We start from the raw sequence: 13881 nt of genomic DNA, 5'->3' as shown, positions 1-13881 counted from the left end.
TACCACCTTACTTCATAAAAGTACTGACATTAATTTAATATGAATACTTATATTAGATTATATGAAAATGGCATTAAAAATATTAACATTTTTAATGTCATTTTCGTACAACTATCTTTTTTTAACGGGTATGATAACAGTAGACGTCCTAAAATCATAGAACATAAGCCAGCATCCAATACTATCTGGATATTCTTGATTTCTTGATAAAGGTACCCAGGTAACAAATCCAGATCTTCCATTAAGAGGCTGATCGTATTTATTTTTAGTTCCTGGTACTCCGTAAACTAAATACTTTATTTGCCCCATTTTATCATGTTTGTATCCCATCATATAATATCCATATTTCTTTATATAATCGTAATAAGTTACCATAGGATGGTATATTATTTTATATTTATTGATGTCTGATAAATCATACATATCTTTAATTGAATCAACTTTAACTTTGTACCAATCACATCTTTTTATATTACCATAAATTCCATCTATACCTTCAAATGTATCTACAAGTTGTCTAAAAAATTTTGGCGTAGATTGCTTAAGTCTATTATCATTTTCTTGGACTTCTTCTTTTACGCTGATATTTTCGTTTAAAATTTGATCTCTATTATCTAATTTATCAGTATAATTCCTGTTCTGACTCTCATTTTGCTGTATCTTATGTGTATTATTAACTTCTATCTGTGTGTTACTAATTTCTACCTTCTTATCATCAACTTCCGGCTGTGTATTATTAACTTCTAACTTTTTATCATTTGCAATTTCTATACTTTTTTGATCTTCTAATTGCTTGTTATTTTCTATAACTTCTTCATACTTATCAAATATGCTCTTTTCTTTTGTCTGATATTCAGCCTCATCATCATTCTTACTACTAGGTACATCTTCTGCAGTATCCTCTTTTGCTTCTTTCTTTAATTCAGCTTTTGCTTCCTCATATTCATAATTGTATTTTGTACCTGTATTTTCATCTTCATTATTCTCTACAACCTCTGGTTCTTGTTTTGCAGCTATCTCTTCTTCAGTAGTACTTCTCAAACTATTTTCAACCACTTCGAAATTTCTCCAGTCAGGTATTTGTTTACTAGTAAATCCACTCATGATAGATATTACATTTGAATCCAGGAACTTAACTATAGCTGCACCAGAAACTTTGTCCATAGCTACACCAGTTCCTGCTATGTTATTTGCAGGATACTCATAAGATACATCTGCCCTTCCATAGTCATCTATGTTCATTTTTCCTATCTTGATAATCTTTTTTACATCCTTTTTATTACATATTAATACCATATGATAGGGAATCGATTGTTTTTTCAAGTTTTGTACGTAATAAGATATTTTACACTTATCATTTTTAAGCTCTGATTTTAAGTAACCAGAAACTATCTTGTCAGCAGATAAAGAGTATCCCTTCTCATCTTCTTGTAATATTATAAAATATCTACTATAGTTCTTTTTTTGAGACAACTTTGTTACCCCCATATATTCTATTCATTATAATATATGAAACAACATCCAAAAAGTGAACAAATAGTTATAAACTTATAAAAAAGATTATAGTAAATCGTATATAAAGTCAGAAAGTCTGCCAAACTCGTCTAATGATAAAGTTTCTCCTCGTCTCTTTGGATCGATATTGCAGTTTTGAAAAGCCTTTTGTAATTCCACCTTATCAATATTAAGTGGTTTAAGTGCATTCCATAAAGTTTTTCTTCTCATATTAAATGAAAGTCTTACAATTTTAAAGAATAAGTCCTTATCTCTTACTTTAATACTAGGTGCAGGAAGTTTTGTTAACTTTATAACCATTGAATCAACTTTAGGACTTGGTATAAAGCATTCAGAACTAACTTTTCTTATAATTTGTATATTGCAATAATATTGTACAAGTACTGATAGTGAACCATATTCTTTACAATTAGGTTCTGCAGCCATTCTTTCACCAACTTCTTTTTGAATCATTACAGTTAATGATTCAAAATTTAAATTTTCATTTAAAAGTTTCAATACTATTGGTGTAGTTACATAGTAAGGCAAGTTAGCTACTACCTTGACATTTGATTCACCCTTAATTAATTCACTAAGGTCTAATTTAAGTACATCTTCATTTATAAGTTCAAGATTATCAAATTCCCTTAATTCTTCTTTTAAAATTGGTATCAAAGTTGAATCAAGTTCTACAGCATAAACCTTTTTAGCCTTCTTTAAAAGTTCTCTTGTAAGTGTTCCAACTCCAGGACCTATTTCTAAAACCACGTCATCAGGTGATACATTAGCACCATCTATAATATCTTCTAAAACTGAATTATCAATTAAAAAATTCTGTCCCAACCTTTTTGAAAACTTAAAACCATATTTTTTAACTATATCTTTAGTATACATATCACTAATCATTATTTATTATCCTCACTTATGTTATTTAAGGCTTTTATAAATTCTTCTTTGCCTATTCCATAATTATTGAGCCTTCTTAAAAATTGGGCAGCATTACAATATCCTATGCCAAGTTCTTTTCCTAATGCATCTCTCTTATCCTTAGAAGCAGATGTTCCCGTAAGTCCAAAATATATCATGTCATCCATGTTAAACTCTACTCTTTTTTCTTTTATTTCACATTTAGCATTTTGAAGTGCCCTTATTATTATATCCGGATTTGCATTTTCAACTCCTATATCACCATTCTTGATTCCATCCTTTTGTGATATATATGCATGTTTTATCCCTTTAACCCTTTTAGAAATTATTTTTCTTATTTTTTCCCCTGCAAAATCAGGATCGGTTAATACTATAACTCCCTGCCTCCTTTGAGCTTCACTTATTTTTTGTATAACTTTTTTGTTTATTCCAAAACCACCAACAGCTATTATTTCAGCATCTACAGCCTTTTTTACTGCTGTTACATCATCTCTACCTTCAACAACTATAACTTCTTTTATCATAAAAAGCACTCCTCCTTATAATTATATTATAATATAAAAAAGTAGGAGCTTAATACCCCTACTTAATTATATATACATTTACCTGTCTTACTCCCCAATTATTGGCTTCTGAAGCGGAATCAAAAAATAAATCCACTCTATTTCCTTTTATTGCACCGCCTGTATCTTCTGCAATTGCATATCCATATCCTTCGATATAGAGTTTAGTGCCAAGAGGAATAACTCTAGGGTCAACAGCCACTGAACTACAACCACCTGTACTTCTCTTTGCCACAGTACCAGATGCTGTAATTCCGAAACCACGATCTCCTGGTGATTTACCAGTGCTCTCATAATCATCGGTATATCCTGTAGCTCTCATTGATATAGCGTTACTATATAAAATTCTACTTCCACGCGAAGGAGTATAAACTCCTAACGTTCCCATGGCTACAATTTTTTGAACAGGCTGCTTTTTAACTGTCTCACTTACAACTTTTCTTGAGACTTCTTTACCATCTTTATATAGAACTTCTGTTGTAACTTCTTTTTCCCCTGATTGCCCCTCTTGTAAAATCTGATCATTACCTTGTTCCCTGGTGTCATCTTTCTTTACAACTGTCTCATAATCTATCGATTTTACTTCTTTTACATCTTTTGTTTCTAATCTAGTTACTACTACTTTTAAATCTTGTCTTAATGGTTGATTCTCAGCTGGACTGACTTCATCAGACTTGTTTACTTTTATTTTTTCTGCTTTTAACATGTCTTTAACATTATCTTCTGCAGATTTTATAGCTAATTTTTTTCCATCAACTTTTACCTCAACGTCTACTGCCCTCTTTATTGTAATTTTACCTTTATCTACTACTTCACTGTCTAAACTCGGTGTCGTCCTATCCTTTGGCCCTATAACTACATGATTATTTTCCAGCGCTTTTTTATAATTATCGCTAAATGTAGTAATTTGCATCTGCTTATCGCCTATACAGACTGTTATTACTTTTTTAGTATTATATATTACTGACACTAAAACTACCAAAGTTACCAAAAACATACCCATTATAATCTTTGAGCCATTGGAAAGATACTTATTAAAATAATTCTTTAACTTTTCCACCATAAGAAAATACCTCCTCCAGGCGAGAGCGACATTTAACATTTCAGGCATAACATAGTAACGTCAATAAAATAACACTCTAGCTTTTTAGAATATATAATGCAGCACTGTGCATAAAATGTATAAATTATAAATATTATAATAGCTTTCTTGAAAGAGCTAATATCTATATAGTGGAATTTATATACTATAATTATATAAGTACATTTTTAAATTTATTACACAAATGGAAATTTATAATAATGCATTTCCATTATACACCATTATCTTAAATTAAGCAAGTTCCTAATATTCAAAATAGTGTTTAAACTTACTTCTTCAATAGGAATTTCTTTAACTTCTGCTATTTTATCCATTATGTAATATATATATGCCGACATGTTCCTTTTGCCCCTGTATGGAGCAGGTGTCATATATGGACAATCTGTTTCAACTAAAATTCTGTCAATTGGTACTTCTTTTAACACTTGAATTGTCTTTTTTGCATTTTTGAATGTAACTACCCCAGTAAATCCAAGATAATAACCAAGTTTTAAATATTCTCTTGCAGATTCAACACTTCCAGAAAAACAGTGTATCTCACCTTTGACGTTTGGAAATGACTTGACTATATTTAATGTATCCTCATGTGCATCTCTATCATGTATTATAACGGGAAGCCCTAACTTTTCTGCAAGTTTCATCTGTCTTATAAAAACTTTTTTTTGGATATCTCTATCAGGATTTTCATCGTAATAGTAATCAAGTCCTATTTCTCCTACAGCCCTAACCTTATCATACGATGCTAACCTTCTAAGTATATCTTCTTGATTTTTATCAAACTTGTCTGCATATTCAGGATGTATTCCAACAGCCGCATAAAAGAAATCATATTTTTGGGCAAGCTTAACTGAATCCTCTGAACCTTTTAGGGAGCAACCACAATTTAATACACCTATAACATTATTTTTTTTAAGTTCACCTATCAATTCATCCCTATCACTATCAAATTCATCATCATCATAGTGTGCATGTGCATCAAATATTTTTACATTACTTTTAAAGATTAAATCCTTATTAAATTTATCCATTGTATCTCTCCATTCAAATCTTCGGTTTTGCAACCTTACTTTATAATTGTTCTAAGTTAACTGAAATGACTGCGCAGCATATTTCCATTTTATTACATACTGCCATATAGTCAAATTAGGTTTCTTTAATATACCTTTTTAATTTAAAATTACATCAAGTTTCCTTAAGATTGATAAGTTTTTCATGAATGCTTGTCTGTAATTTCAAAAGTTCAATTTAATTCTATGTTAACTAAACCTATCTCTAGTACTGTAATTGCAGGGTTTCTAGATTGCAGTTTAACTTACACTCCGGGAAATATATACAGCCTTTGACACTATAAAAACTTTTAACAAGTTTAAAGCTCTTATTTTGAAAATTAAAATAACTATATACATTACTTTTAGCTTAAAAATTAACTCATACGCAGGAATATATTTGTAAAATGATAGCACATTTAAAAGATTTTTTTTGCAGCTCTTAGTGAAGTATTTTAGAAAATCTTAGTAGATTATATATTGTCTAAGCTTGCGAGTTTATATAATCTACTTAGATTTTCAAAATACAAGCTTAGAGCTGTTAAAACTTTTTAACGTGCTGAGGTTTACAAATATATCCCGGAGTATGAGTTAAGTTTTGAATCAAAAATCCTATAATTTTATAATTCAACATTATCCATAATTTCAAAATATCCTTGAGGATGTTTACATGCTGGGCATACTAAAGGTGCCTCAGTTCCCTCAAAAATATATCCACAATTTCTACATCTCCACCTTTGCTTTGTATCTCTTTTATATAAAGTACCGTTTTTTAAGTTATTTAATAGATTCAAATAAATTTTTTCATGAGACGTTTCTATTTTTATAATTTCTCTAAATGCAGTTTCAACTTCTGGAAATCCTTCTTCCTTAGCTTGATCCGCAAATTGTGGATATAGTGTTCCCCATTCTTCCTTTTCGCCTTCTGCTGCATACTGAAGATTTTGTTCTGTATTTCCGTACCCAATAGGATATTGTGCATTTACATTTATATGTGCCTTACCCAATCCTTGTATCAATAAGTCAAAGAAAACTTTTGCATGTGCCCTTTCATTATCTGCTACTTCAAAAAATACTGCTGCAATTTTCTTATATCTTTCTTTATCTGCCGTTCTACCGTAATATGTATATCTATTTCTAGCTTGAGATTCTCCAGCAAAAGCTTTTGCAAGGTTATCAGCTGTTTTAGTACCATTTAAACTTTTCATAATAAATTCCTCCTTTTTTCGGTTAAATTATAAAAAAATCATTTTATCATATAATATAATTTGCATTAAGCTATTTTATTATACTGAAAGGATTCAAGGTATTAACACGGTATGATTTTAAACTTATAAAACAAACTTATTCAATATATTTAATGTATTCAGAAAAAATGACATGATCAAATTCCAATTTGATCATGTCATTTTTTCTGCTTATATAAATGCAACATCTAATTTATTACGGTCTACTAATCTTTTATATTTATATTTAGGATGCCCAACCATAAGTGCACCTGTTATTACTTTGTCTTTAGAAATATTGAACAAATCTAATAATGGTCTATAATTTAAAAATGCACAAAATTCAAATAATCCAGCCCAGCAAGAACCTAGTCCTAATGTAGGTGCAAATAATTCAACATAAGATAATGCAGAAATGCTATTTTCTCTTCCATTTTTAAAATCCTTTGGAGCAGTTGCTAATATAATATGAGGAGCATCACGTAAAATTGAATCTATGCCATTTTTTCTATAATTATTTACATGTCTTGAAAAGCTCCAATGAAGTTCAATATTATCTTCCATCCACTTAACTATTATTTCAGTAGATTTTTCTAATATTTTTTTATCTTTTACGATAATATAGGATACTCCTTGTGAATTACTAGCAGTAGGAGCAAAACGCGCAATATTAACTAGTTTTAATAATTCTTCATAAGGCACAGATATATTTTTGTAACATCTTATTGACCTGCGAGATCTAAGAAAATATTCAGCAGTTTTTGAATCTAACCCTTTAAAATCTTTTACGGCTACTTGATTGCATAATGGCGTTTTAACATTATCAAGTGCACCACAAGGACATATGGCAACACATTGTCCACAAGCAATGCAAGAATTTTTATTAGCTTCAGGACCATCTTCTTTCATATATAAAGATGTAGTAGGACAAACTTTTGTACACGCTCCACATTTCATACATAATGATTTATCTACTTTAACTAAATCCATTAATATTCACCTCTTAAATCTTGTGTTTTACAAATTCAATTCCTATATCAAATGCTTTAGCACAATCTTTAGGAAATATTTCTTTATGTCTTTTTAACTTTTTTTCATGATCAAACATATCTGAAACTACCTTTGAATAATCATTAAATTGATAAGTATCAGTACAATATAATGTTTTGCATTTTCCAAAGAATTTTTTAAATAGCATTTCATTCGATTCAAGATATTTATCTAAACATATATTTTTCATTTTTTCTTCAGATATGTTCATCGTATATATTAATGCTACAAGAATATTTCTAGGTAGAAGTAAATGTTGTAAAGTACTTTACAAGAGATATTATATACTGTACAATCATTTTATGGAAGTAGGTACTTTTTAGTAGTATAGTACCCATTTGTATACTTATAATAACTAATTATTACAAAATGAAGAGGGGTGAATATTAGTGATGACAATATAATAAAGCTCTGTTAAGTTGTATGTCTCATCACTAAATATAACAAATGTTGAAATTTAAGGGTAATGAATATAGCTGTTCCATGGAATTAACTTTAGATATCATAGGCGGCAAATGGAAGCCTCTTATTATATGGCACTTAGGTGAAAATACTCTGAGATTCAGTGAGTTAAGGAGGTCCTTGCCAAATATTACTCAAAAAATGCTTACCCAGCAGCTTAGAGCATTAGAGGAAGATCAATTAGTGAATAGATTTGTCTATGCTGAGGTTCCTCCTAAAGTAGAATATTCTCTTACAGAAAAGGGTAAAACCCTTTTACCTGTTTTATCAACTTTATGTAAGTGGGCAATTGAATATTCTAATTCAATGAGATCAAGTTAAGAAAATGAAATGTTTCTATTCATCAAATTTGATATTTAATATTTACTTGCCCACTTTCCTAAAAATTTGACTGTCTCATTCCACGAGTCGCTATTTGCCTTTGCCCAACTTTCTACATCATATGGATATTTCTCTGATGGATATATTGACTGAAAAGGCACTGTCAACATATGACCTGACTTTGCAAATGTAATGTGCTTATATTCATGTTTAAAATGTGATTTTTCAAATATATTGCAAGCTATTTCTGAATACATTTTTGAAGGCCATATTTCATCTGCTAGTGATGATATCATTAAAACAGATCCATTTATCTTATCCAATGCAATAGTAGCCTTGTCCTTATCGCCTTCTTCAATTAGTTTTTTATACATCCATGCTAGTGCTCCTTTTTCTTTTTTCATCATTTTTATTATCAATCTCAGTATAATATGAAAACTAAATTTTAGATAAGGTATTTCTTCACCTCTATACATCCATGAAGAATGATGAGATGGAAGTTTTCCATTCTTAATACCCTCATATACGTAACAGCTTGGAGTATTTGCAATAACGCAAGTAATATCCTTAAACATGGATGCTGCAAGAAGCACCAGTTCACCACCCTTAGATCTTCCATATATAGCTATCTTGTTTTCATCAACAGTATCCTGCTTCTTTAGCCACTTTACTGCATTTTCAACGTACTCAAGGGGTATCAGGTTAAGATCCTCTGGTGTTCCTTCAATTCCAAAATAACAAACCGCCAATGCAGAATATCCTCTCATGGCAAATAGTTCAGCAATTGCCTGTGCTTTTTCAATTCTGCCATCACTTCCACTTAAAACAATAATTGCAAGGTGTTTTATATTATCTTTTGAAATAAAATATCTTGCTAAGAGATTTTTTTCTATTACATCTGCGCTTTTAATTGTTTCATCACAAAAGATTCTCGTATGATCTTTGGATGTGATTTCTTTTCCATCCTTTTCTATTGTAAGTGTAATCTTATATTTCCTGTTTTCGCTAATATCACTTAATCTTTGAATTAGTTTACTCTTATGAATCTGCTTTGGTTTCATAGAATAAAACAATCCCATCTTATCGCAATTCTTATAAGTACCATCAATTGGTACTGCATTTTTTAAATCTATATTTCCATATTCATCTGCTGAAAAAGTTGCATAAGATTCCCACAACGTGTTATCTCCTATTTCAAGTATAGAAGTATTAATACAATAGTAATCATCACTTGCAGCACGAACTATTACTTTTTCATTTTTTGAAAGACCACTTATTTTTATATCAACAGATTTATCTGCCATTGATACTTCTGGTGTAATACTTATTTTACAATTATTATTATTCATAACTTATCATCTACTTTCTATCAATATCTACTCTTTCTCCATAACCTGTCCAGTTAGAACCATCATAAGCAGCTAATTTATTTAAAAGTTTCCACAATGTCTCTAATTCTTCTTCATCAAAATCTCTAAATATAGTGCTCATGAGTTCGTTTCCTTTTTCATAATATTCTTTAATAATTTTCATACAATCTTTAGTTATTTTAATGTTAACTGATCGCTTATCTTTCTTATTTTCTTCTAAAGTTACATAGTTCTTTTTTTCTAAGTTTACAACAATATGTTTTACATTTTGCTTGGAACATCCCATCTTCTCTGCTACATTGCTATAAAAGGCTTCATTTTCTGGTAAATGTAAAATTGTTAAAAGTACCATCCACTGGCGAACTGTTATTCTTTCATCCAGTTTATCTCCTTCTACTTGGACCTTATTTGATAGATAAAAAATTGTTGCAAAAACTTGCTGTATATAATACTGATTCATTTAGTTCCTCCTTAAAATTTAGTTATTAGACAACATGTTGTCTAATTAGATAGTATACCGCTTTTTATAAAAAATCAATAACCTAAATAAAAATAGTATGTATAATTTAAAAAATAAAACTTACTATAACATTTAAATTGTGATGCATAATACTTAAAAATATTTGAAAGCTTTGAGGATGCTGAAAAAACGATTATGGATTATGTTAATGGCTACAATACTGAACGCATACATTCATCCATTGGTTATAGAACACTAGACAGTTTTTATAACTTAAAAGATTGTAGCTTTAAAAAAAATTAGTTGTTAGACTATAGCATTTACATGGTACAAAAAATTAGTACCATGTAAAAAATGAAATTCTAAGAATTAGCGAGTATTTGAATGAATTATTCCCATTCAGGGAAGGCCAATCCAATATAGTTTTACTTTTTTGTCTTTTGTATTTTCTTAAAGTATCTAATCGCTAATGATCGAAGTCTAAATTTCATCTCGTCTGTAACAGAATTCTCTGCTAGAACCCCTTCATAAGTAAGTCCAGCTATAAATTTATCTATAAGCTGATCTAATAGAGCATTATTTAAATTCTCATTTAAATAGGTATTATCTTTTTCTTTAGTATCTTTACTATTATCATTATTCGAAAATAATTGTTCCATAGATATACTATATAAATCACACATTTCTTGAATTTTCTTAAAAGTAGGTTGAGATTTGTTATTTTCATATTTACACATCGTAAGACGAGTAACACCAACCTTTTCTGCTGCAGAAGCTTGAGTATATCCTGCATTAGCTCTTGCATCGGCTAATTTTGTACCTATATCTGGTGAAAGATTTTTTCTATTGCTTACTTTGTCATCATGTATGGAATTATCTGTATCGCTATTATTTTGATTAATTCCTTGTTTATTTTCTGCGTCATCAAGTCTATCATTCTTTATAGGATCATTTTCATTATCTTCAGTATTATCACTTCTTTCATTTGAAGTATATTTTTTGTTAGTATATTTTTTACTATTTTCCATTGTTTCCATACTTCCTTACTTAAATATACTTAGGTACTCTAAAAATGTAAATTATTCTTTATATAAAGATGCTAATTTAATATATATTAATACAATATATATATAAAGTATACAGGAACATTTGTTTAATTTGCTCAAAGTATATTGAGTATAGGTTACACATACACTAATATTATAAATATGAATGTATCAAATATACAAGAGGGTATATACGGGAATTTTTCTAATTATATATATACATATAATTCAATGATAAACTGTTGCTGAAAGAAATATGCAAAAAAAGTAAAAAAGATCACGGAACAACTTTTCAAAAAAAGAATCAATAGATTCATCAATATAAAAAATTGAAGAGAGGATATATGATACTTTATATGTGATAATTGTTAGACAATATAAATATAACTGTAAATTAAATAATTCAGAAATCATAGTATCCATATATAAGTGTTTGTCTTGCGGGAAAGAATAGTTAATGCTATTCAAAATGAAATAAAGAATAAAGATTCAAGAGAATGATGTTTAACTTTTTAAAGAATGTGATATAGTATATTTAAAAGAAGCTATTGCGGTTTTTAAAAGCGAATATGTTTCGTGCTTAAAAACTGATAGTATAAAAGAGCTGCAAGTTTAATTAAACTTGCAGCTCTTTTAACTTACCACTATTAATTCTTAACTATTAACTATCTTACAATGCTGCCTGTTGGAAGTTCTCCATCTAATGCAGCAACAAATAATTTGCTATCGTCATCTGCAGCACCTGCAAGTATCATTCCTTGAGAAAGTTCTCCCCTTAATTTAACTGGTTTTAAGTTTGCTACAACTACTACAGATTTACCAACCAGTTCTTCTGGTTTATAATACTTGGATATTCCAGATACAATTTGTCTCTGTTCTCCTCCTAAGTCAACCTTTAATTTAAGCAGTTTTTTTGCACCTTTAACTGGTTCACATTCTAAAACTTTAGCTGTCCTCAAGTCTATTTTTTCAAAATCATCTATAGTGATTTCATCTTTTATAGGCTGCATTTGAATTTTATTTGCTAGAGCTTTATTTTGTTCCTTAATTTTATTAAGTTCTTCTATCTTCTTTTCTACATCTATTCTAGGAAATAAAAGCTCTCCTTTTTGAACATTAGTACCTGCTTGAGTTCCATCAAATGATGCTAAACTATCCCATGTTGCAACATCAACATTTAATTGTTTATTTATCTTCTCACTTGTTTCAGGTAAAAATGGTGACAAACATACTGATATAAATCTTAATGACTCAACTAAATTGTAGATAACAGTTCCAAGTCTTTCTTTCTTACTCTCATCTTTAGCAAGAATCCATGGAGCAGTCTCATCTATATATTTATTTGATCTTCCTACTAGTTCCCAAATAAAGTCCAATGCTTCTGGAATTCTAAGTTTATCTATACTATCTTCTAACTTTTTAGGAGCGGCTAATGCACAATTTATAAGTTCGTCATCAATTTCTTCTTTTGCAGTTGGTGAAGGAATTACTCCTTTAAAATATTTTTCAGCCATAGCACATGTTCTTGATAATAAGTTCCCAAGATCATTTGCAAGATCTGAATTTATCTTATTTATGAATATTTCATTGTTAAATAATCCGTCTGATCCAAATGGAATCTCTCTTAAAAGATAGTATCTTACAGCATCTGTTCCAAATTCATTTACAAGTACAACAGGATCTACTACATTTCCCTTTGATTTTGACATTTTTCCGCCATTAACTAAAAGCCATCCATGACCAAAAACTTGTTTTGGCAGTGGAATTCCAAGTGCCATAAGCATAATAGGCCAATAAATTGTGTGGAACCTAAGTATATCCTTTCCTACAAGATGTACATCAGCTGGCCAGTATTTATTAAATGCTTCAGTGTTGTTACTTCCGTATCCTAAAGCTGTTATGTAATTTGAAAGAGCATCTATCCAAACATATATAACATGCTTTTCATCAAATGTTACAGGAATTCCCCAATCAAATGACGTTCTTGAAATACATAAATCTTGAAGACCCGGCTTTAAAAAGTTATTTATCATTTCATTTTTTCTTGATTCTGGTTGAATAAATTCAGGATGACTTTCTATATACTCTATTAGCTTTGGAGCATATTTTGACATTCTAAAGAAATATGCTTCTTCTTTTGTCTTTTCAACTGGTCTGCCGCAATCAGGACAATTTCCGTCTGCAAGTTGAGTTTCTGTCCAGAAAGATTCGCACGGTGTACAATACCATCCTTCGTAATATCCTTTATATATATCTCCTTGATCATATAACCTTTTAAATATATCTTGAACAGCTTTTATATGATAATCATCTGTAGTTCTTATAAACTTATCATAACTTATATTCATCATTTTCCAGAGATCTTTTATCCCTGCGACTATTTCGTCTACATACTCCTTTGGAGTAACTCCTTTGGCTTCTGCTAGCCTTTGAATCTTTTGTCCATGTTCATCTGTACCAGTTAAAAACATTACATCATAACCAGTTAGTCTTTTAAACCTTGCGAGTGCATCTGCTGCTACCGTAGTATATGTATTTCCTATATGAAGATTTGCAGATGGGTAATAAATAGGTGTTGTAATATAATAAGTTTTCTTCTCCATTACTTTCATTCCTTCCTAATTAAATTGAAATTGTACAAATATCAAAAATGCCTCCATATGAACATATGTTCATATAGAGGCATAATTATACACTTTACCACTCTAATTCATTTTTATTTCACAATAAAAATCTCACTAAGTAACTCAATTTTAAAATCTTTATTACTTTGCAGTATAACGGCTGCTTCCCGTGTCATCCTACTAAAACTTC

At 29.7% G+C, this 13881-nt stretch carries 13 protein-coding genes and 1 other annotated feature (1 of these 14 running past the window's edge); of the genes, 1 reads left to right on the top strand and 12 read right to left on the bottom strand.

The window, feature by feature from the left end:
• Positions 1–111 precede the first annotated feature (111 nt).
• The 8 genes from EBB51_RS00575 to EBB51_RS00540 form a co-directional block, all read right to left on the bottom strand.
• The gene (locus tag EBB51_RS00575; protein ID WP_123052661.1) at positions 112–1473 is read right to left on the bottom strand and encodes a hypothetical protein; all 1362 of its coding nucleotides are present in this window, start codon (positions 1471–1473) and stop codon (positions 112–114) included.
• 87 nt (positions 1474–1560) lie between these two features.
• Entirely contained in the window at positions 1561–2388 is an 828-nt protein-coding gene (rsmA, locus tag EBB51_RS00570) for a 16S rRNA (adenine(1518)-N(6)/adenine(1519)-N(6))-dimethyltransferase RsmA (protein ID WP_123054938.1), read from the bottom strand.
• Between the two features lie 11 nt (positions 2389–2399).
• The gene (gene rnmV / locus EBB51_RS00565; protein ID WP_123052660.1) at positions 2400–2945 is read right to left on the bottom strand and encodes a ribonuclease M5; all 546 of its coding nucleotides are present in this window, start codon (positions 2943–2945) and stop codon (positions 2400–2402) included.
• A 58-nt stretch (positions 2946–3003) separates the two neighbouring features.
• The gene (locus EBB51_RS00560; RefSeq protein WP_123052659.1) at positions 3004–4047 is read right to left on the bottom strand and encodes a 3D domain-containing protein; all 1044 of its coding nucleotides are present in this window, start codon (positions 4045–4047) and stop codon (positions 3004–3006) included.
• 260 nt (positions 4048–4307) lie between these two features.
• Complete coding sequence (locus tag EBB51_RS00555) at positions 4308–5114, bottom strand: TatD family hydrolase (protein WP_123052658.1); 807 nt, start codon at positions 5112–5114, stop codon at positions 4308–4310.
• A gap of 638 nt (positions 5115–5752) precedes the next feature.
• Positions 5753–6340 (bottom strand): rubrerythrin, encoded by a 588-nt coding sequence (gene rbr / locus EBB51_RS00550; RefSeq protein ID WP_123052657.1) that lies wholly within the window; start codon positions 6338–6340, stop codon positions 5753–5755.
• Positions 6341–6550: 210 nt separating this feature from the next.
• Positions 6551–7348: a nitroreductase family protein gene (locus tag EBB51_RS00545; protein WP_123052656.1), complete on the bottom strand. Its 798-nt coding sequence runs from the start codon at positions 7346–7348 to the stop codon at positions 6551–6553.
• A 13-nt stretch (positions 7349–7361) separates the two neighbouring features.
• Positions 7362–7598: a hypothetical protein gene (locus EBB51_RS00540; protein WP_243103870.1), complete on the bottom strand. Its 237-nt coding sequence runs from the start codon at positions 7596–7598 to the stop codon at positions 7362–7364.
• A gap of 257 nt (positions 7599–7855) precedes the next feature.
• On the opposite strand from EBB51_RS00540, the gene EBB51_RS00535 reads away from it, so the two are divergent.
• Positions 7856–8191: a helix-turn-helix domain-containing protein gene (locus EBB51_RS00535; RefSeq protein WP_123052655.1), complete on the top strand. Its 336-nt coding sequence runs from the start codon at positions 7856–7858 to the stop codon at positions 8189–8191.
• A gap of 35 nt (positions 8192–8226) precedes the next feature.
• Here EBB51_RS00535 and EBB51_RS00530 read toward each other — a convergent pair whose 3' ends face one another.
• The 4 genes from EBB51_RS00530 to metG form a co-directional block, all read right to left on the bottom strand.
• Positions 8227–9540 carry an acyl-CoA thioesterase/bile acid-CoA:amino acid N-acyltransferase family protein gene (locus EBB51_RS00530; protein ID WP_123052654.1) on the bottom strand — a complete coding sequence of 438 codons (1314 nt, stop codon included), beginning with the start codon at positions 9538–9540 and terminating at the stop codon, positions 8227–8229.
• Positions 9541–9550: 10 nt separating this feature from the next.
• The gene (locus EBB51_RS00525) at positions 9551–10021 is read right to left on the bottom strand and encodes a MarR family transcriptional regulator (protein ID WP_123052653.1); all 471 of its coding nucleotides are present in this window, start codon (positions 10019–10021) and stop codon (positions 9551–9553) included.
• Positions 10022–10446: 425 nt separating this feature from the next.
• Positions 10447–11049 carry a helix-turn-helix transcriptional regulator gene (locus EBB51_RS00515; protein ID WP_190285293.1) on the bottom strand — a complete coding sequence of 201 codons (603 nt, stop codon included), beginning with the start codon at positions 11047–11049 and terminating at the stop codon, positions 10447–10449.
• 683 nt (positions 11050–11732) lie between these two features.
• Positions 11733–13670 (bottom strand): methionine--tRNA ligase, encoded by a 1938-nt coding sequence (metG, locus tag EBB51_RS00510; RefSeq protein ID WP_123052650.1) that lies wholly within the window; start codon positions 13668–13670, stop codon positions 11733–11735.
• Positions 13671–13742: 72 nt separating this feature from the next.
• Positions 13743–13881, bottom strand: a binding site (T-box leader); it runs 112 nt beyond the window's last position.

This window comes from Clostridium sp. JN-1, assembly GCF_003718715.1.
In the GTDB taxonomy this organism is placed as follows: domain Bacteria; phylum Bacillota; class Clostridia; order Clostridiales; family Clostridiaceae; genus Clostridium_AV.
This window is presented reverse-complemented; position numbering and strand designations above follow the sequence as displayed.